We start from the raw sequence: 19,936 nt of genomic DNA on the forward strand, positions 1-19,936 counted from the left end.
TGCGCCATGCCCGCTCGCTCGACCGGTCACGTCCCAGACAGGCCCAACCTGCTCCGGCCCTGGTAAACGGCCGTGCCGAGTCCCTGCCCGAGCAGGGTTCCACCTGCACCGGCAAGCGGTATCGGCCCCTCAACCGGCTCATTGAGAAATCGCCTTGGAGAACGCCGAAGATCAAGTAAGCTCCCCCGAAACCGGAATTCGATCGGTCGAATTCGGCGTTCCTCCCGGAGGGCGATGGTGAATATGGAAGCGAACATGACTCCGGAGGTCCGGCGGCTCGGATCGCCCGGCCTGGTCAGGGAGTCGGACGAGCGGGCCGCGCTGGCCATGCTGGCCGCAGGCCCGGCCGGGCTCGTCATCACCGGGGAAGCGGGGGTGGGCAAGAGCGCCCTGGCTCGGCAGGTGCTCGGGCGGCTTCGAACCGACGGCTGGGAAGTGGCCGCCGTGGTGGGCAGATGGTCCCCGCAAACGCTCTTCCGAGGCGTCACGGAGGCCTTGTCGCGTTGGGGCGAGGAGCTCGCCCTGGAACACCCGCGCCTGATGGAGACCCTCGGTCTGGCTCCGTCGGACGACGTCCTGTTCGACATGACCTGCCGACTGTTGAAGAGCTTCCCCTTCGTGGTGCTCTTCGACGACCTGAGCCAGAACCACGACGGCACGGGCGCGCCGGATCCCGGCTTCAGCGAGGTGTTCGACCGACTCTGCCAGGCCGCCGACCGGGGCCGGGTGCTGGCGACCAGCCGGACACCGCTGCCGTCGGCCGCCGACGATCGGCTCGCTGTTCTGCGACTCGACCCCTGGGACCTCACCTCGGGCGCCGAGCTGGCGGCCAGGCTGCCCTTCCTGTCCACCGTGGATCCGGCCACCCGCGAACGAGTGGTCCGCGCGACCTCGACGCATCCACGGTCCCTGCGACTGGTGGACGCCTGGTTGTCGGCGAACCCCGATGGTGTGGGGGCGCGGCTCGCGGCCGTGACATCGGGGGCGGCTCCGCTCGACCTCATCATCGCCGAGCTGACAGGGCAGCAGCGAGAGACCCTGCTCCAGGCCGCGATCTCCACCGTCCCGGTCACCGCACACGACCTGGCCATCGCCTGCGACACCCGCAAACCGGATCAGAGGCAGCGCCCGACACCCAAGCGTGCGGCGCTCAAGAGCGTGCAGGCCACTGCGGCCCGGTTGGCCGAGCTCGGACTCCTCAACGCGTGGGAGGGGTGGGACGGGGACACCGTCTACTTCCCCGACCGCTGGATCGCCGAGACGCTGGCGCCGCTCCAGGGCCCCGCGATCGCCGACCGCCACGAACGCGCCATGAACATGCACTACAGCCGGACGCACAACGACGGCACATTCGACGATTACGTCGCGGTCTGCCGGCACCTGATAGCGGTCCAGGGAACGGGCGACCTGACACACTTCGCCCTGGCCGTCGTCGAAAGCCTGGAGGCGGACTTCGAATACGCGGTGATGGCGCTCCTGGGAGAGATCGCACCGCACGTGCCGGCGGGCAACGGCCACCACCGTCCCGTACGCGACCACCTGGTCGCCATGTTGATCCGGCACGGCTTTCCGCGCGCCGCACGCGAGGTGGCCGAACGATCGCTGCCCGCCGTCGGGGAGTGGGCCGCGGCCCACCCGCAGCGCGACGAGGCCAGGTTCAGCCTCGGCGCCGCCCACGACACCTGCGGCCGGGCCCGCTTCGCCGACGGCCGGCTGGCGGCGGCCGAGGCCGTGCTCACGGTCGCCGTGGACATCTACCACGAGCTCGCGGCCGAGCATCCGACCTTCATCGAAGCAGACCAGCGGCTCGCCGACTCGCTGCAGCACCTCGGCGAGGTCTACCGCGCGCTCGACCTGCCGCAGTACAAGGACAAGGAATACGAGACCTGGGCCGAGTGCTCTTCGATCCGCGCCCGGCTCTTCCAGGCGGACATGAGCCCGGAAACGGCCAAGCAAGCCGGCCTGGCCTTCCAGCACCTCGCCGACCTGGCCAGGCGTGACGGCGATCGGGACAACGCCCTGCAACTGCTGAGCACCCGGCTCGCGATGACCGAGGCGATGGCGGAGATGTATCCCTACGATGACGAACTCGTCGCCGAACTCGCCATCGTGAGGGAGGACGTCGCCACCCTCGAAGCGCACGTCGCTCACGGCCCTGAGCGGATGGGGCGCCTCGACGGGAAGGTCGGCGCGGCGACGACAAAGGGCCCGACGAATGTCATCGACATCCTGAGACAAGGGCCGTTCGCCTTCAACCAATGGCGCGCCGACAACGCGGACGAGGAGCTCGATCTCTCCGGTGCCGATCTGCGCGGATTGGACCTGGACAAGATGGTCCTCGCAGGCGCCGACCTCGCAGGCGCTGATCTGTCGCGGGTTTCCGCGCGCGGTGCCATCTTCTCCGGTGCCGACCTGACCGGCGCCAACCTTGCCGGCGCGGACCTGACCAGTGCGGGGTTCGGTTACAGCGAGATGGTCAACGCGACGCTCGCCTTCACTCGGCTGGGCGGGGCGATGATCCAGCCGGCGACCTTGACCGGCGCGGCCCTCACCAACGCGATCCTCGACCACACGTCGTTCCGTGAGTGTGACCTGACCGGTGTCGACCTGCGCGGATGTGACCTGACCACCGTGGACCTCAAGCGCTCCGGCCTGGACGGTGCGATCACCGACACGCCATAGCACCGCCTGGCGGCCGACGTCACGAACCCCCGCCTTCAGCACCGGAGGTGCAGCGACGAGTACACATCCTCGGAGGATGAGAAGGTGAGCAGCGCCGACACGATCGGTCTCTGGCACGGGATCCAGCGAAGCACCGAGCACGGGAGCTTCTCGGTGATGGACATCTACTCGGAATCCGACGCCTCGGTCAGGGTTCGGCTCGCAATCACCGTCGCCGGCCAGGAGTACCTTCACACGCTCCGCGTTGGCGAGACCTTCCCCGTGCGAGACGAGACGTGGCAACTCACCGACCTGACGGGCTGGCCAAGCGAAGACGACTGGCTCGTGCTGCTGCGCCGCGTCGCGCCCGCCCCGGCATGAGACCGTCACGCCCCGATCCTGCTGACGACAGCCATCACCGCCCGGCTCCTTGCCCTTACTCAGCAAGACGAACTTCACGGCCACCACCTTCGGCAGATCAGCAGACCGACCTCCAGGCCCGGCTTGATGCTCAGTGGCTCATCAGGTAACGCGCGAGGATGACATCGCCGATGGGGCGGGCTTCCGCCAGGGTCATCCGGTTGCCCGGGTGGTGTTGGAAGGTGCCTGCTCCGACGAAGCGTGGGGCGGTGGTGTCGCCGACGAAGAACGGGGCGATCACGAGCTGGAGTTCGTCGGCGAGGCCGGCGGTGAGGAACTGGGTGTGGACGGTTCCGCCGCCCTCGACCATGAGGCGCTTCACGCCGCGGGAGGCCAGATCGTGGGGAATCGTGGTCACCTGAGCAGGGTCGCCGGCGTCGACGACGGTGGCGACCTCGCCGCGTGCGGTGAAGGTGACCTTGATCGGGCTTTCCGGCAGACCGCGACCAGGTCCACGCCTGCCTCGCTCCCCTGGTCAAGGAACACATCGCGAACCTCTGCCAGCCCGCGCGAAGTACCCCCGCCATCGCAGACGCCAACTCGGCGGGCGCCACCACGTGCGGGGCCCTTGAACCAGCTGTCGCGAGAAGCCCGGCCAGCCCTCGCCGCTCGTCGTGCTCCCGTGAACCCGACACGCCTGACGACAACTGACGAGAGAGCCGAAAGCCCCGCACAGCCCCGGGTCGAAAGCCAGGTGCAACCAAAGTCGGCGGTGCTTCTTCGATCGGATCAGAGGAGCGTCGATCAACGCTGACGTGTTGCTCCGCGAGTCTGGTGGCGTTGCCAGTTGGCGATGTTCATGAGGTCGATGCTTGTTGCCGACGCGTCGATGTCGGTGTTGGTGAGCTCCCTGATGCGGCGGAGGCGGTAGCGGACGCTCTGGCTGTGGATCCGGAGGCGCTTGGCGGTCTCGGCCGCGTTGCCGCCGCATTCGAGGAAGGTCGTGAGGGTTTCCAGGAGCGGAGTGGCGCGAGTCGGGGGTTGCTGGAGGAGCGAGCCCAGGTGGCGTACGGCCGCGGGGGCCACGAGGTCTTCGGCGGCCGACATGGCCAGGAGCGAGACGTGGTCGATGCAGTAGGTGACCTGGCGTGACGGCAGGATGCCGTCGCCGATGAGGTCGATGGCCCGGACGGCCCATCGGAGTGAGTCGGCTCCCTGGGTGACGGCGACCGAGGGGCCGACGGCCGCGATCCGATGGGCGGTGAACTGGGCCAGGTTCCGGTCGGCGGCCGGGCCCTCGAGGTCAGGGACGATGAGGTACGGGACAGGGGCGTCCCAGTCCGCCAGGATCTCGGGGGGCAGGATGCTGGGGCGGAACCGTGACTCGGGGGAGAGAGCGACCACGCCGATCGACCGGGGCGGGCGCCACCCGGCGGAGCCGGCGTAACGGTTGACCAGTTCGGGGTCGGGGTGCGGGGTCGCGATCAGGATGTCGCGCAGCCGGGCGCGATAGTGGTCGCGGTTGGCGCTGATACGGCCTTCCTGGCGGGCGTACCCCTGGGCGGCGGCGTCCGCGGCCGTGGCCACCAGACTGAACAGGATGTCGGTCAGGGAGGCGAGGGTCTCGTGGGACCAGCCGAAGCGGTAGGCGTCCTTGATGAACCGGCGGCAGGTGACCTGGCTGCCGACCCGCAGCGCGGTCTGCGCGAGTTCGAGGCCGTGGCCGCGGACGGCGTCCTCGGCTCCGAGATCGGTGTAGAGGGCGCTCAGCCTCGTCCAGTCGGGCCGTTCCTGCCCCAGGGAGTCGATGAAGCAGGCGGCGGTCCCGGTGATCGTGCGCTGGAGGATCTGCCGGTAGTCGCCGTTGTCCATCGCCTGGGCGTACTCCAGCACGTGCGTCCGGACCTCGTGTTCGATCTCGCGGACCGCGTCGGCGACGTGAGGCCGCAGCGAGTCCTTCAGTGAGCCGTCGAGCAGCGGCGCGGACACGGTTCCCCCAATGCGTGGAGCCCGGCCTCACGGCGAGGACCGGGATGACCGAGGATCAACCGATCGTCAGAGCTCAGGGAGGCGACGCCCTCACGAGGCCGCGGTGCGTGTGAGCGATCGGCTGCTGTGGGAATGAGGTCCGGCGGACCCAGCGGAGATGGTCCTTGCGCCCGCCGGACGAGGGAGGCTAGGCCAGCTTCGCCGCTTCACGGGCGGTGATGTTGCCGAGCTGGTAGTTCTTGATCTGAAGGTAGGTGTCGAAGGCGACGGAGTTGTTGCCGCTTCCGCTCGGGATACCCGCGTACGAGTTCACGACGGGGTTCATCATTCCCCACAGGCCGCAGCCTGAGGCCCCCGGCACGGAGAAGGTCGAGTCGGAGACCGTCGCGTGGATGACGGGCCGACCACTGATCACCTGCAGCCCGAGGCCGGAGACGACGGGGCGGATGACGATCGGGTCGCCGTCGGTGCCGATGTAGCAGCCACCGCCGAGCATCCAGTTGGAGACGTGCACCTTCACCGGGATCGCGCTCGGCAGCAACCCCTTCATCTGGATCGGGCCGGCGCCCTCGATCTGGGTGGAGAACGTGAAGACGCCGCCGGACCGGACGACGGAGTGATCGGCGATCGCGCTGCTGGCGCCGAAGGGACCGGTGATGGTGACGATCTTGCCGTCCAGGACACCGACGGCGATGTCGATCGTGATCGACCCGGGGTCCTGGCTGACGCTGCCGAACTTGACCTTGCCGCCGTCCAGGGTGATCGCCACGCAGTTCCACAGCAGCTTCACGGCGCCCGAGGGAAGAGCGGGGCAGTGGGCGAAGTCGTTCGGACTCGGAGTGAACGAGGAGGCGTCGGCGTTGGCGGCCGACGGTGTGACGAGCACGGCGCTCGCGGTGGCGACGACGGCGAGTCCGGCACGACGGAAGATCTTCATGGGGGCGTTCCTCCGGCTGGGGGGCCACCTCCTGCCCGGCGTTCCGGGGGAGATCGCGCCAGGCTAACGAGCGCGTGCCCGTGTCAGACAGCCCACGAAGCCACAGGTTGACCCATCGCTCTGTCATAGATGTGACAATTCTTCACATTCTTGGTCTGGAGTGGGTGTGAGGTCAGGCCCTTACGGGTCGGCGATATGGCGGACGGCATCGGCGTACCGTCGGACGGACCGCGCCGAGAGCGCCCCATCCGGAAGCTCGACCACGAACGCGCTGCCGGGCACGAGCGTGTTCTCCCAGCCCGTGATGCTCCCCGGATAGTCGGTCAGGGCGCGCAGCGGAAGCCCCACATCGCGGGCGAAACGCTGTTCGACGTCCCTCGGCCCTTCCGAGTCGTCGACCACGGCCATGTTCTGGTGGAACCAGATGCCCACAGTGGGACGGATCCGCCGGATGAGATCGACCGCCGACCTGGACTCCGGCTCCGACAGCGGCCCCGGCCCGGAGTACTCGACGGAACCGAGCGCGTCCAAGGGACGCCACCCGGCGGGGAAATTGCGGTTGAGGTCGACGCCGCGCGCATTGCCCCGCGTTCGCGCCGCCATCCCGTCCGGGTTGAGCACCGGGACCACCCACAGGTCCGCGCGCGCCGGCCCCGGCCCCGCGGCCAGAGCCTCCGCCACCGGCGCCCCGGCCGGCTCGTCCCCGTGGACGCACCCCACGACCAGCACCCGCTGCGCCGCACTCGGATTCCCCACCTCGACCGCCGAGATCGGACGCCCCCGCACCGACCGGCCCAACGTAACCACTCGGCGCACCGTCGCCTCACCCGGCGTCGCCCCCGGACGGACCCGGTCTCGCACCGATGACCAGTCCCCTTCACCGGACACGCCACAGGCCGCCAAGGAGATCGCACCAGCGGCAAGGAGCAGCCCAGGCCCGCACCGGACCACCGCCTGCCCACCCAGCATGATCCACCCCCAGGCACACTTTCGAGCAATCTGGGGGAATTAACTCCTAACTACCCAAGTCACACACAGTGACACATCAAGCTCATGGCGTGTCCGGGGAGCATCTCCAGCAGCGGACCGTGCGCGGTGTGATGCCCGATCCTGGCCAGGGATTGAGGGTTCTGGCGGAGGTCATCGCCCGCCACACTGCCTCCATGAGGCTTCTGCCCCTGAAGGCTCTGTGGGTGTTCGCGGCGGTCGAGTACCTGTACGGCATCTGGCAACTGCTGCTTTTCACCCTCATCGGGCTCCCCTGGATCGAGAATCCTCCGTATGGGATCTGGCAGCAGTTCCAGGAGCCGCTGTTCGGGTTCGAGCGTGTCCTGACCGATCCGGTCGCCAACGTGCTTCCCGACAAGTGGTCCCAAGCCGCGTGGCTGGCTCCCGGCCTCGCCGCTGTGGGAGTCGCGCTGGTCGTCCACCGGCTCGCGGCCGGCGGTCTGCCGGTCGTGCGCCGCCCCGTCGTGCGAACGATCCAGGTCGTTCTCGCGGCCCTGGCCGTGCTGTTCTGCTACGCGGTCTTCCAGATGAGCTACGACCCCGCCACCCTGGTCGAGCGTTCTCCGTTCACCCCGGCCCTTGTCAGCGTCGCGACCATCGTCCTCATCATGGTCGTCGGCAACATGTTCGTCCGTCGCCCAGTGCGTCTGGGCACGGGTGCCAGCATCAGCTATCCGGTGCTGGCCTGCCTGCCGTTCCTGAGGTTCGTTCTGGCGCTCGTCCCGCTCGCTCTGTGGGTGCACTGGGTGCGGAACACCTCGTCCTGGGACACCAGCTTCGCCAAGATCCTGCTCTGGCTCTTCCTCGCCTCGTTCGCGGGTGGTCTCCTGGGCAACGTCGGCCGCGTCGCCGTCCGCCAACTGCGTCTGACGTGGTTGAACCACTACGGCGCCGTCGCGCCCGTCACCGTCGAGGGCCACAGCTGGGGCACCGAATCGCGCGGCGGCATGATCTTCTGGGGCACCGGCTGGTACATGTGGCGCGTCCACAGCCCCGTCTGCCACGTCACCGTCACCGGCGTCCACCCGCAGAACGATCGGCGCTTCGCCACCGTGATCACCTTCCAGCCGGCCGCCGTCCCCCGCCTCGGCACGACCTTCCTCCTCCGCTTCCACCCCGCCGACCCCGGCTTCAACGACGTCTCCGTCGCCCACCGGTGACCGTGACCAGAACCGCCCCGTGGACTGCCCGGGGACGGTGCGCAAGATCGACCACGAAACTCATGGGGCCCTCCCCGCTTCCATCAGCGTGCACTGCCTCATGAGCTTCGGCCCGCTCCTCGTCCTGGCCTGGCGCGCGGTCCGAAGGGACGAACATTCCAGGTGACCCGAACGGTCGGTCGCCGCCCTGCCAGGCGCAGGCCCACGTTGTCGCCTTCGGGACCGGCGAGCACCTGGAACACCGGAGCCTCCGCGTCGCATTTGGCGGCGGAAGTAGGGTTCGGGGCGTGACGAGGTGGCGGCGGAGCTCTGGTGTCGGCGCGCTCGCTCACACTTTGCGGCCGCGGCGGCGGGACGTGCTTTCGGCGGTGGCTGTTGGCTTGGCGCAGTTGGTCGTGTGGGCCGTCCCTGGGGTGGTGTCGGCGCTCGGGCTGGCCCTTGACCTTGGGGTTGCGGGCTTTGCCGACGGGGGCGCGAAGGGCGTGGTCGCGGGGCTCGGTACGGGTGTCGCCGCTGGAGCGCTCGGTGTGCGGAGGGTCGCGCCTGTGTGGGCTCTTGGGGGCGCACAGGCCGCAGCGTTTCTGGGCGTCAGCGCTGGTGGTGCCGCCGTGGTGTGGCCGTTCGTCCTGGTGGTCGTGCTGTACTCGCTGGCCGTGCACCGCACGGCTGGGCTCGCTGCCGTCGGGGCCGTCGCGACGTCGCTTCTGGCGGTCGTGGCCGCCGTCGTTGCGGGAGCGGCGCCCCGAACCGCGGCGGGGGTGGGGCTGCTGACGGCAGGCGGGACGGCGATCCTCTGGGTTCTGGGGAGGTCGCGGCGGCGCAGGCGGGCAGACAGGGCAGCGCTCGCTGCCTACCGTGCCGGGACTTCTGTGGTGCCGCGGTTCGCTGCCGAGGCCGAACGCGAGCGGCTGATGGCCGAGTTGCACGACGTGGCGGCGCACCGGCTCACGGGAATCGTGGTGTCGGCGGCCGCAGCATCCCGCCTCGCCGATGGAGAGTTGGCGGCGGAGGCCACTCGTCATGCCGCGAGCGCGGCGCGGCAGGCGGTGGCGGAGCTGGACCGCCTCATCGAGGCGGCTGGAACGGTCACTCTCGACGACATCGACGCGCTGGTCGCCGAACACACGGGCGTCGACTACCAGCGGACGGTCGCCGACGCGCCGCCGGACGTCGTCGCCGTGGCCCATAGGGTGGTACGCGAGGCACTGACGAACGCGGTCAGATATGCCTCCGGCGCTCGACGCGCCAGGGTCGAGGCAAGCGCCACGACGCTCAGCGTCACGGTCAGCGATACGGGCGGTCCTCCTGCAGCGCCCGGCCTCGGCACGGGGCATGGTCTTGACGGGCTCCGCTCTGCCACACGTGCCCTCGGCGGTTCGTTCGCCGCAGGTCCCGACGGTGTCGGCTGGACGGTGCACGCCGAGTTTCCGCTTGCCGCCGCGCCCGCATCTGAAGGCGTTCGGGAGCACGACGCGCTCTCGGCTTCCTCGCAGCGCGGGACGGGGCGGTCGCGTGTTGGCGCCCTTGTGGCCTTCCTGAACGGGCCCGTTGGGTGGCGGGGTCCGGGTGCGCTGGACGCGGTGCTGGTCGTGCTGGCGGTCGCGCTGTCGCTCGGTGCCACTCTGCCGCCGGGGGATGATCCGGATTCCTTCTCCTCGCCTCGTCTCGGTGTTCCGCTGGCGTTGCTGTTCACCGCGCACGCGTTTCCGCTCTGGTGGCGGAGGCATGCGCCGCGCGGCGCGCTGACGATCGCGCTCGCGACGCTTCTGGTGTGGTTGGGGCTCGACTTGGCCGACTGGCCGGGTCCGCCTCTCAGCGACGTGTTCCTCTGGTACTGGTGGGTCGAACTGGCGCTGGTCTACGCGGTCGCCGCCTTCCAGCCAGGCCATCGGACCTGGTCAGCGCCCCTGGTCGTCGCGGCCGTGGGCGGGGCGGCCCTCGCCAGTGGCGACGGCATCACCGGGAACCGTGCGGGTGCCGGGGCGATCATCGCCACGGCGCTCGCGATCCCCTGTCTGGCGGTCTGGGCACTCGGCGTCCACACGGCCGCACGCCGGAAGCGGCAGGACGCAGCCACCGCCCGGGACCGCGATCGGCTCGAGCGGGAGATTTCCGCGGCAGCCGCGGCCGAGCGCCTTCGGGTCGCTGACGGATTGCGTCGGACGGCACGACGGCACACGCAGAACGTGGCCGACGAAGCCGACGCCGGACGTCTCGGCGCGGTTCTCGCCGAGGCCAAAGCAGGACTGGCCGCACTTCGGAAACTGCTCGCCGACCTGCGGACACAAGACGACGGCAGTGATCCGCCGCCCACCGTCGACGGCATCGCCGCCCTGGCGGCCCGGCGTGGCACCGCCATCCGGTTCGTCGGCGAGCGCAGGCCACTGCCACCGGCCCTGGAGGTCGCGACGTACCAGCTGGCCCGAGAGCTGCTCGCCGAAGGCGACGGTGTCACGGTCACGTTCTCCGGACGAGGTGTCGCGGTGTCCGGACGGGCGCCCGACGGCCCCGCCGCCGAGCGACGTCTGCGCGCGCTGACGGACGCCTGCGGCGGTACGCTGACGATCGCCGACGACCGCGCGGCACGGGGATGGCTGCCGGAGGTGTCCCGCCCTTGACCGAGACGACCGGTGCCGACTTCCCGGCCGTGACCGTCGTGGTGGTGTCGTGATCCGGGTGGTGGTCGCTGACGACCAGGCCGTCGTCCGTGCGGGAATCGCCGCGATGGTCGGCGCCGAACCCGACATGACCGTGGTCGGGCAGGCGGGCGACAGCGAGACGGCCGTGGCCCTCGCCGCCTCGCTCCGTCCGGACGTGGCGCTCATGGACATCCGCATGCCCGGCGCGGGCGGGCTCGCCGCGACCACCAGGATCACCGCCGAGGTCCCCTCGACCCGCGTGGTCGTCCTGACGACGTTCGACCTGGACGAGTACGTGTTCGCCGCCCTGCGCGCGGGCGCGGCGGGGTTCCTGCTGAAGGACGCCGATCCGGAACGGGTGATCGACGCGGTCCGGCTCGCGGCGCGCGGCGACGCGCTGCTCGATCCGGCCGTGACCGGACGGCTGATCGGCCGGTTCGCGGGCGGCCCCGGCCCGGCCGAGGCCGAACGGCTCGCGTCGCTCACCCCCCGCGAGACGGAGGTGCTCCGCCGGGTGGCGCGCGGCCTGACGAACGTGGAGGTGGCCGCCGAGCTCGGCATCAGCGCGTCGACGGTGAAGGACCACGTCGCGGCGGTGCTGGGGAAGCTCGCCGTCCGCGACCGGGTCCAGGCGACGATCTTCGCCTACGAGAGCGGCCTCATCCGTCCCGGCATCCGCTGACGCGCACCGGCACCGGTGACGGGTCGCGCATCCGCCGGACGGCGGGGTGACACCCCCCGTGCCGCGGGGATCCGGGCTCCTGGAGTTGGGTCCGAGGTATCGGGATCGGGGCGTTTCTCGCTCCTAGCGTGATCCGCATGTCACGTACCACCCTGCACCGGTTGTCCGGCGCTCTCCTTCTCCTCGTGGCCGCCGTGCTGGCTCCGCTCGCGGGCATCGCCGGTTTCGTCGGTCTCGCGGCCGTCACCGCCGACATTCCGCTCCTCTGCGTCATCGGCCTGCTGGTCGTGGCGGGGGCGGGTCTGCTGCTCGGTCTCCCGGCGTTCTCCCTGCTCGGGGTGCGCCGAAAGCGAGGAGCCGCGCTGCTTCTCGGTGGCGGTCTCGCCGCCGCCGTGGCCGCGGTCGCTTCGTTCACCGTCTTCCGGTCCGGCCCCGTCCCGGCTCTCGCCGCCCCTCCCCCGGACGTCCGGTTCTGGAACCTGCCGACCGGCTCCCGGATCGCCTACGTCCACGCGCCCGCCACCGGCAAGCCCAAGCCGACGCCCGTGGTGTTCCTCCATGGAGGCCCCGGCACTCCCGGCGAGGGGATACCAGTGGCGGGGGCCGCGCTCGCCGCCGACGGTTTCGACGTCTACGCCTACGACCAGCTCGGCGCCGGACGGTCCACGCGGCTGTCCGACGTCACCGGGTACACGGTGGCGCGGCACGTCGCCGATCTGGACGCGATCCGCGCCGCCATCGGCGCCGACAAGATCATCATCGTCGGGCAGTCCTGGGGCGGATCCCTCGCCGCGCAGTACCTCGCGGCCCATCCCGACCACGTCGCCAAGGTGGCCTTCACCGCGCCCGGCGCCCTGTGGCTGCCCGCCCTTCCGGACGGCGACGGCGACCCCTGGACACGGCTCACGCCGTCCCAGAAGAAACGCTACGACCAGCTGACGTCCTCGCCTCGGCTGCTCGCCGCCTTCCTCCTCATGGGCGTCAACCCCAACACCGCTCACGCGATGGTCGGCGACCGGGAGGCGGACGAACGCTTCCACGAGCTGGCCCTCGTGGGGAAGGACACCACCTCGTGCCCCGGCACGCCGCCGAGGACGCCGCATGAGAACCGGCAGGGCTTCTACGTCAACCAGGTCACCAGCAAGGACTTCCACAAAGTGCCGGACCCGCGTCCCGCGCTACGACGCGTCCGGACACCGGCACTGATCATGCGCGGCGAGTGCGACTTCATCAAGTGGGAGGCGACCCGCGACTACCGCCAGACCCTCCCCAACTCGACACTCGTCATGGTCAAGGGCGCCGGGCACGCCATCGCGGGCGACCAACCGGCCGCGTACACCGACCTCCTCCGGGCGTTCCTCCTCGGCCGCCGCCTTCCACTGCCCGCCTACACCTCGCCGGACGCACCTCGCTAGAACCCGCGACGAGCGAGCGGGGCTTCCTGGAGAACACCTGAGGTTTGCTGGGAGGTTTCTGGGAGCTTGGCCTGGTTTGCCCAGGGCCAGCGACTGTTTCCCCTGGTTCCGGGTGGGCGGAGTGGCGGGCCGGAGGACGGCCGTCCACCGGGCTCCCAGAAAGCGCACAGGAGCGCGCGACCTCGGGTCGGCACGGTGTGGCGTGTGAGGACATCGTGGGCCGCGGCGAACGGCCGTCACCAGGGGGCATGTAGATGATCAAGGTGGATCGGCTGACCAAGCGGTACGGGGACAAGGTCGCCGTGGACGGCCTGACCTTCACGGTGAAGCCGGGTGTCGTCACCGGCTTCCTGGGGCCCAACGGGGCGGGGAAGACGACGACGATGCGAATGATCCTCGGCATCGACACGCCCACGTCCGGAGAGGCGACCGTCGCGGGCGGGCCCTACGCGCGACTTCCCCGCCCGATGCGGACGCTCGGCGCGCTGCTGGACGCCCGGGCGGTGCACCCGAGCCGCACGGCCCGCGGGCACCTGCTGTGCCTGGCCGCCAGCAACGGCCTGCGAGGAAGCCGCGTGGACGAGGTGCTGGAGCAGGTGGGCCTCCAGGACGTGGCGGGCAGGCGCGCCGGAACGTTCTCGCTGGGCATGAGCCAGCGCCTCGGCATCGCCGCCGCCCTGCTGGGCGATCCCGGGACGCTGATGTTCGACGAGCCGGTGAACGGCCTCGACCCCGAGGGCATCCGCTGGATCCGGCGGCTGATGCGGCGCCTGGCCGCCGAGGGACGGACGGTGCTGGTCTCGAGCCATCTAATGAGCGAGATGGCGCTCACCGCCGACCATCTCATCGTGATCGGCCGTGGCAGGCTGGTCGCCGACATCGGCCTGGACGCGTTCGTGGAGGCCGCCTCCGAGCGGTCGGTGCTGGTGCGCACCCCCTCCCCGGTGCGGTTCGCCGACACGCTCCGCACGGGTGGAGCGGACGTGCGTCCCGACGAGGACGGAGCGCTCGTCGTGTCCGGGATGAACGGCCTGGAGATCGGCAGGCTGGCCGCGGCGAGCGGCGTCCCCCTGGCCGAGCTGACCCCTCGGCGCACCTCGCTGGAGGAGGCGTTCATGCGGCTCACGCACGACGCCGTCGAATACGACGTCACCGAGGAGGCATCCCGATGAGCACCGGCACGAAGGCCGGGCGTCCGGCCGACGCGGGCTCCCTCCGCCCTTACCGGGTGACCGACGCGCTGCGCTCGGAGTGGCTGAAGATCCGCACGCTGCGTTCCACCGCCTACACCCTGCTCGTCACGGTCGGGCTGGGCGTCGGGCTCGGGCTGCTGTTCACCGCGGCCGGGGCGGCGGGCTACGAGACGGGCGGCGCGGACGACCACGCGTCGTTCGACCCGACGGCCACCAGCCTCAAGAGCCACATCCTGGCCCAGCTCGCCCTGGGCCAGCTCGGTGTCCTGGTCGTCACCTCCGAGTACGCGACGGGGATGATCCGCACGAGCCTGACATCGGTACCGCGGCGGACGCGGCTGCTGGCTTCCAAGGCCGCCGCCTTCTCCGCCGTGGCGCTGGCGACCGGGCAACTCGTGGGGTTCACGACGTTCCTGGCGGGTCAGCCCGTCCTGGCGGCGCGTCACGTTCCGCACGCCGGACTCGGCGATCCGCACGTGTTCCGCGCGGTGTTCGGCTGCGGCCTGTATCTGGCGGTCATCGGACTGCTGGGCGTGGCGCTCGGCGCCCTGATCCGGAGCACCGCCGGGGCGCTGGCCGCGCTGGTCACGGCCACGCTGCTCATCCCGGTGATCTCGACCGCCCTTCCCACGAGGTGGGCGGACGTCGCCCACAGGTGGTGGCCGTCGGACGCGGGCGGCCAGATCATGGCGGTGCGCCAGGATCCGGAGGCGCTCGGCCCCTGGGCGGGGTTCGGCGTGCTGTGCCTGGCCGTCGGCATGGTCCTCGCGCTGGCCGTCGCCGTCTTCCGCGAACGCGACGCCTAGGCACGGACGCGACGCCTGGGCAGGCACAAACGCGACGTCCAGGCACGGTTGCTATGTCAAGGCACGGTTGCGACGCGACCTCGATGTCGGCGAACACGGCATCGAGGGGCGCGTCGCCGCGTCCTCGATCGAGGCGCGGCGTGGTGCGGCGCCTGACCGTACTCTCACAGAGAACGGCGAGCGACGAAGCGGGAGTCATCCGGCAATGGCATCTGAACGGCACGCCGATCGCGATCGGGCCCGGTCGTCGCAGGGCGTCCTGCTCGTGGTGGAGGACGAGCCGACGCTGCGCGAGCTGCTGTCGGCGAGCCTGCGTTTCTCCGGCTTCCAGGTGGAGTCCGCGGCCACCGCCGGGGAGGCTCTCGGCATCGCCCTCCGGGAACGGCCCGACCTGGTGGTCCTCGACGTCATGCTGCCCGACATGGACGGCTTCGAGTTGCTGCGGCGGCTGCGGCGGCAGTCGTCCGGGCCCGCGGAGTACGGTTCGCGCGACGTCCCCGTGTTGTTCCTCACCGCCCGGGACGCTCCGGAGGACAAGGTGAACGGCCTGTCCATCGGTGGCGACGACTACGTGACCAAGCCCTTCCGGCTGGAGGAGCTGATCGCCAGGATCCGGGCGATCCTGCGCCGGGTCCAGGGCCGTCCGGAAGGGACCACGCTGTCGGTCGCCGACCTGGAGATCGACGTCGGCGCCCATCTGGTGACCCGCGCCGGACGGCCGGTGGAGCTGTCGCCGACGGAGTTCCGGCTGCTGAGATACCTGGCCGAGCACGTGGACCAGGTGCTGGAGAAGAGCAGGATCCTCAACGACGTGTGGCGCTTCGACTTCGGCGGCGACGCGGGCATCGTCGAGTCCTACATCAGCTACCTGCGCCGCAAGGTGGACCACGTGGACCCCAAGTTGATCCATACCGTCCGCGGCGTCGGCTACGTCCTGCGCGGCCCGCGCGCATGACCGGCGCCATCAGCGCCGACCGCGCCAGAGCCGTCCGCGCGCCGTGGCGGTTGGCGCGACGCCTCGCCCGCAGGTCGCTGCGGGCCAGGATCCTGCTGCTGACCGTGTCCCTGCTGGCCGTGGGCCTGCTCGTCAGCAACGCCGTCGTCCTGGCGTTCCTGCGCGTCCCGCTCGTCGACCGGGTGGACGGCCAACTGCGTTCCACGGGACAGCTCATGGCGAGGGTTCCGCCCGGGGTGCTGCGGGCGCTCCGGCCGGGACAGGCCGGGGGCCTCTCGGTCGACCTGGTCAGCGATCTCTACGTCGCGTACGTCTCCCCCGGCGGCGAGGTCACCGGTTCGGTGCGGGCAGGGGCGCACCGGCAGGGCCCGGCGCCCGTGCTTCCCCGGCTCGACTCCGCGTCCGTCGCGGCCAGGGCGAACCGTCCGTTCGAGACGCCTTCGCGCGGCGGCCACGGCTGGCGGGCGCTCGTCCTGCCCACCACGATGGGCGACGGGTCCAGGGTGGTCGTCGCCGCGTCACTGGCGGAGGTCGACGCGACCCTGGACCGCGTGCGCAGGAACTGCCTGGCCGTCGCCGCGGTGACGCTGGCCCTGCTCACCCTGCTCGGCCGTTTCGCGGTCGCGGCCGGGCTCCGGCCGCTGCGCCGCATCGAGGAGACGTCCGCCGCCATCGCCGACGGCGACCTCTCCCGCCGGGTGCCGGACTTCGCCGCGCCCGGCACCGAGATCGGACGCCTGAGCACCGCCCTGAACGGCATGCTGGCGCGGATCGAGACCGCGGTGGCGGCGCAGGCCGCGTCGGAGGCCAGGATGCGGCGTTTCGTCGCCGACGCCGGCCACGAACTCCGCACCCCGCTGGCGGGCATCACGGGGTTCACCGATCTGTACCGCATGGGCGCGCTCGACGGACGGGCCGACGTGGACCACACCATGGACCGCATCGAACGCGAGGCGGTGCGCCTGTCCCGGCTGGTCGAGGACCTGCTGCTCCTCGCCCACCTCGACGAGCACGCCGGGACGGACCGCCTCGGACTCCGGCCCGCGCCGCTGGACCTGAGGGCGCTGGCCGCCGACGCCCTCCACGACCTGCGGGCGCTCGCCCCCACCCGCGAGGTCCGCGTCACCGGCCCCGGCGGCGGACCCGCGGGGCCCGCGCCCGCGCTCGGCGACGAACGGCGGCTGCGGCAGATCGTGGTCAACCTGATCGGCAACGCCGTGGCGCACACGCCCGAGGGCACGCCGGTGCGCATCGGGGTCGGCACCGAGGCGGGGCGCGCCGTCCTCGAAGTCGAGGACAAGGGGCCCGGACTGTCGCCGGAGCAGACCGGCCACGTCTTCGAACGCTTCTACCGCGCGGACGGCTCGCGCAGCCGCGCCGCCGGCGGTGGCTCCGGGCTCGGCCTCGCCATCGCCCAGTCCCTGGCCCACGCGCACGACGGAACGCTCGAAGTACGGTCCAGTCCGGGCGAGGGCGCGCTGTTCCGCCTCACCCTCCCCTTGCACACCCCGACCCCCGTCACCTGACACCGCTCCCACTCGCCGGCGGAGCCGATCGCGTCCAGGCCCCCTTGTTGTGGGTGAGCGCCAATAGACGTCGAGTAGCCGACGACGCCCGACCAGGCACCTTCGGAGCGGCCCTCTTCGGAAAAGGGGGCCCCGTCGTGCCGGTCGGTGCCCTCGTCCGTACCAGCCGATCCCCTAACGCAGCCTGAGATGATCACTTCGTGGAGGGACGTGCCGGTCGCGACGAGAACGTCCATTCGGTGGAAGCCCACGTACGCGGTTTCCGTCCTGCGCCGTGCAGGTACAGGCAGGTCGGTTGAGCGGTTGAGCGGTATGTGGTGGTTGTCCGGATATGCCTGCGGTAGTTGATGTTGAATGTCTCCGTCGTCGGGCGGAGGGAGCGGGTGTGCGGCCGTTGGCGCGGGACGATCCGGACCGGATCGGGTCCTACGTGCTCCTGCGCCTGCTCGGGGCCGGGGGGATGGGGCGGGTGTACCTCGCGTCGTCGCCGGGCGGAAGGCTGACGGCGGTCAAGGTCGTACGGGCGGAGCTGGCCGAGGACCCGGCGTTCCGGGCTCGGTTCCGGCGTGAGGTCCGGGCCTGCCAGGCGGTGAGCGGAGCGTTCACGACCTCGGTGGTGGACGCCGACCCGGAGGCGGCGACCCCGTGGCTGGCCACCACGTACGTGCCCGGGCCGTCGCTGCACGAGGCCGTCGCCGGGCACGGACCACTGGACGAGGGCACCGGACGTGCGCTCGCGGCGGGGCTGGCCGAGGCGCTGGTGGCGATCCACCAGGCTGGCCTGGTCCACCGGGATCTGAAACCGGCCAACGTGCTGCTGGCCGAGGACGGCCCGCGCGTCATCGACTTCGGCATCAGCCGCGCCATGGACGGCACGACCCTGACCGGCACCGGCGTCGTCATGGGCTCGGCCGGGTACATGGCGCCGGAGCAGGTCGCCTCGACGCGGGACGTCGGCCCGGCGGGCGATGTCTTCGCGTTCGGCGCCACCCTGGTCTTCGCGTTGACCGGCGAGGGACCGTTCGGGTCCGGTCCGCCCGCCGGGACGCTCTACCGCGTCGTCAACGGCGCGCCTCGCCTGGACGGCGTCCCGGCGGTGCTGTTGCCACTGGTCACCGCGTGCCTGGCGAAGGACCCCGCGCGGCGGCCGACTCCCGCCGACCTCGTCCGCGCGCTCGGCGGCGGCGGGAAGGCATGGCCGCCGGTCGTCCTCCAGGACGAGTTCCAGCGGCGGACGCGGGAGGCCGCGGCGCTGGCCGCCCTGCCGCGACCGGACGCGCTTCCGCCGGGCCCCCGAGTCGATCCGGTGACTCCGATCAGGTCGCTGGGACGCCGCCGTGTACTCGGTCTGACCGCCGGGATCGTCGGCGGACTCGCAGGTGCCGCCGCCACGGGTGGCGTGGTGGCCTGGGCGACCGGCGACAGCGGTACCGCTTCTCCCAAGGAGATCGGCCATAGCGGGCAGACCGGTCAGGGCGGGACGGCTCCGCGCGCTTCGAACGCGGCGCACGGTCTCGGCGCACCGGGAGGTCCGCTGCCGCTCTGGACGTTCGCGGTGCCCGGACTCGCCACGCATCCGACGATGCTGACGATCGGCGACCTGCTCGTCGTCGTTACCCACAGCGACGGGGTGTACGGAGTGGACACGAAGACGGGGACCAGACGGTGGTTCCTCCCGCCCCGAACGAGATGGGGGTCGTCCGAGGTCACGTCCAGTCCCGTCCACTTCTTCGCTGGCCACGGGCAGCTCTACTGCACGCTGGACGTGGGCGGTCGCTACGGCACCGCGCTCTGGATCGTCGATCAGCGAAGCGGGCGCCTGCGTCCCGTGGGGATCATCGCGCCGAGGACCGAGGCGATCGGCCCCATCATGGCGATGTCCGGATCGGTGGTCCTGTTCCACCTGACCGAGACGGCTCCGCCCGGCGACCACTACGTGGCCTACGACGTGCGGGCCAAGCGGCGACTGTGGAAACGGCCGCTCGGCCGCAGCACGTCCACCTTCAGCGCCGTCGCCGACGAGTTCGGCTTCTACTTCGTGCAAGGCGAACTCCTCGCGGAGAAACTCGTCGCGGTGGACGTCCGATCCGGCAAGGACCGCTGGACGGCTCCGCTCGGCACGACTCCCGGCACCCAGCTTCTGGCCAACGTCGCCGGAACCGTGGTCGCGACCTCCCCCAACCCGACGACACCGGGGCTGACCGGGTACTCGGCGACCGACGGCGCCCGCCGGTGGCAGGTCCCCACGACCTATCCCGCCCAGGTCGGCGTCAACGCCACCGGGATCTACGTGGTCGGCAAGGGCTTCCCGCTGCGGGCCCTCGACCCCGGCACCGGCGCTGCCCGCTGGACGGCCAAGGGCATCGAGGACGCCTACGCCGAGGGCGGATACGTGCTGGTCGGCGCCTCCGACACGTTGGTGGCAGCGTCCTTCGGGTCGCCGCGTTCGTCCAGCGTGAGGATCTTCGACCCGGCCGGCGGGTCAAGCCCCTGGACCTACACGCTGCCGGCCGTCCCCACGGCGCCGATGAACTTCGCCGTCGCGGGCGACATCGTCTGCCTGCTGAACGGCACCTCAACCGGCATCAGCGGCTTCGCCCGATAG

Annotated in this window: 15 protein-coding genes; 11 read left to right on the forward strand and 4 right to left on the reverse strand. The window is 71.1% G+C overall.

The genetic code is table 11. The features are described from left to right. Positions 1-243: 243 nt before the first annotated feature. A complete protein-coding gene (locus P696_RS52940; RefSeq protein WP_051468152.1) occupies positions 244-2,682 on the forward strand; it encodes a pentapeptide repeat-containing protein in 2,439 nt (812 codons plus the stop codon). 84 nt (positions 2,683-2,766) lie between these two features. Then, on the forward strand, positions 2,767-3,042 hold the full coding sequence (locus tag P696_RS0125240) for a DUF6406 domain-containing protein (RefSeq protein WP_026414507.1): 276 nt from the start codon (positions 2,767-2,769) through the stop codon (positions 3,040-3,042). 130 nt (positions 3,043-3,172) lie between these two features. On the opposite strand, the gene P696_RS47990 is transcribed toward P696_RS0125240, so the two are convergent. The 4 genes from P696_RS47990 to P696_RS52945 form a co-directional block, all read right to left on the reverse strand. Beyond that, positions 3,173-3,439, reverse strand: a complete 267-nt coding sequence (locus P696_RS47990; RefSeq protein WP_051468153.1) for a RibD family protein — start codon at positions 3,437-3,439, stop codon at positions 3,173-3,175. 386 nt (positions 3,440-3,825) lie between these two features. Then, positions 3,826-5,010, reverse strand: coding sequence for a PucR family transcriptional regulator (locus P696_RS0125250; protein WP_026414508.1), 1,185 nt, complete (start codon positions 5,008-5,010; stop codon positions 3,826-3,828). 187 nt (positions 5,011-5,197) lie between these two features. Next, complete coding sequence (locus tag P696_RS0125255; protein WP_034486819.1) at positions 5,198-5,947, reverse strand: hypothetical protein; 750 nt, start codon at positions 5,945-5,947, stop codon at positions 5,198-5,200. A 180-nt stretch (positions 5,948-6,127) separates the two neighbouring features. Further along, a complete protein-coding gene (locus P696_RS52945; RefSeq protein ID WP_084338120.1) occupies positions 6,128-6,916 on the reverse strand; it encodes a M14 family zinc carboxypeptidase in 789 nt (262 codons plus the stop codon). 194 nt (positions 6,917-7,110) lie between these two features. On the opposite strand from P696_RS52945, the gene P696_RS0125265 reads away from it, so the two are divergent. The 9 genes from P696_RS0125265 (at position 7,111) to P696_RS52955 (ending at position 19,936) form a co-directional block, all read left to right on the forward strand. Then, on the forward strand, positions 7,111-8,115 hold the full coding sequence (locus P696_RS0125265) for a hypothetical protein (RefSeq protein ID WP_026414510.1): 1,005 nt from the start codon (positions 7,111-7,113) through the stop codon (positions 8,113-8,115). A gap of 380 nt (positions 8,116-8,495) precedes the next feature. After that, on the forward strand, positions 8,496-10,733 hold the full coding sequence (locus P696_RS0125270) for a sensor histidine kinase (protein WP_157429904.1): 2,238 nt from the start codon (positions 8,496-8,498) through the stop codon (positions 10,731-10,733). 49 nt (positions 10,734-10,782) lie between these two features. Next, positions 10,783-11,436 (forward strand): response regulator, encoded by a 654-nt coding sequence (locus tag P696_RS0125275; protein WP_026414512.1) that lies wholly within the window; start codon positions 10,783-10,785, stop codon positions 11,434-11,436. 137 nt (positions 11,437-11,573) lie between these two features. Further along, positions 11,574-12,851: an alpha/beta hydrolase gene (locus P696_RS52950; RefSeq protein WP_157429905.1), complete on the forward strand. Its 1,278-nt coding sequence runs from the start codon at positions 11,574-11,576 to the stop codon at positions 12,849-12,851. 254 nt (positions 12,852-13,105) lie between these two features. Beyond that, complete coding sequence (locus tag P696_RS0125285; protein WP_026414513.1) at positions 13,106-14,023, forward strand: ATP-binding cassette domain-containing protein; 918 nt, start codon at positions 13,106-13,108, stop codon at positions 14,021-14,023. Beyond that, positions 14,020-14,850 (forward strand): ABC transporter permease, encoded by an 831-nt coding sequence (locus P696_RS0125290; protein ID WP_051468156.1) that lies wholly within the window; start codon positions 14,020-14,022, stop codon positions 14,848-14,850. The genes P696_RS0125285 and P696_RS0125290 overlap by 4 nt, the downstream gene beginning before the upstream one ends. Positions 14,851-15,055: 205 nt before the next feature. Beyond that, positions 15,056-15,805, forward strand: a complete 750-nt coding sequence (locus tag P696_RS0125295; RefSeq protein ID WP_051468157.1) for a response regulator transcription factor — start codon at positions 15,056-15,058, stop codon at positions 15,803-15,805. Further along, positions 15,802-17,331 (forward strand): sensor histidine kinase, encoded by a 1,530-nt coding sequence (locus P696_RS0125300; protein WP_051468158.1) that lies wholly within the window; start codon positions 15,802-15,804, stop codon positions 17,329-17,331. The genes P696_RS0125295 and P696_RS0125300 overlap by 4 nt, the downstream gene beginning before the upstream one ends. 385 nt (positions 17,332-17,716) lie before the next feature. After that, the gene (locus P696_RS52955; protein ID WP_051468159.1) at positions 17,717-19,936 is read left to right on the forward strand and encodes a protein kinase domain-containing protein; all 2,220 of its coding nucleotides are present in this window, start codon (positions 17,717-17,719) and stop codon (positions 19,934-19,936) included.

The sequence above is a fragment of the Actinomadura oligospora ATCC 43269 genome (assembly GCF_000518265.1).
Lineage (GTDB): Bacteria > Actinomycetota > Actinomycetes > Streptosporangiales > Streptosporangiaceae > Spirillospora > Spirillospora oligospora.

What these genes read in the sequence shown, in the direction of transcription:
- P696_RS52945 (WP_084338120.1), bottom strand. Translation starts at nt 6,916, where the DNA reads ATGCTGGGTGGGCAGGCGGTGGTCCGGTGCGGGCCTGGGCTGCTCCTT.
- P696_RS52950 (WP_157429905.1), top strand. Translation starts at nt 11,574, where the DNA reads ATGTCACGTACCACCCTGCACCGGTTGTCCGGCGCTCTCCTTCTCCTC.
- P696_RS0125285 (WP_026414513.1), top strand. Translation starts at nt 13,106, where the DNA reads ATGATCAAGGTGGATCGGCTGACCAAGCGGTACGGGGACAAGGTCGCC.
- P696_RS0125265 (WP_026414510.1), top strand. Translation starts at nt 7,111, where the DNA reads ATGAGGCTTCTGCCCCTGAAGGCTCTGTGGGTGTTCGCGGCGGTCGAG.
- P696_RS0125300 (WP_051468158.1), top strand. Translation starts at nt 15,802, where the DNA reads ATGACCGGCGCCATCAGCGCCGACCGCGCCAGAGCCGTCCGCGCGCCG.
- P696_RS52940 (WP_051468152.1), top strand. Translation starts at nt 244, where the DNA reads ATGGAAGCGAACATGACTCCGGAGGTCCGGCGGCTCGGATCGCCCGGC.
- P696_RS0125295 (WP_051468157.1), top strand. Translation starts at nt 15,056, where the DNA reads ATGGCATCTGAACGGCACGCCGATCGCGATCGGGCCCGGTCGTCGCAG.
- P696_RS0125255 (WP_034486819.1), bottom strand. Translation starts at nt 5,947, where the DNA reads ATGAAGATCTTCCGTCGTGCCGGACTCGCCGTCGTCGCCACCGCGAGC.
- P696_RS0125290 (WP_051468156.1), top strand. Translation starts at nt 14,020, where the DNA reads ATGAGCACCGGCACGAAGGCCGGGCGTCCGGCCGACGCGGGCTCCCTC.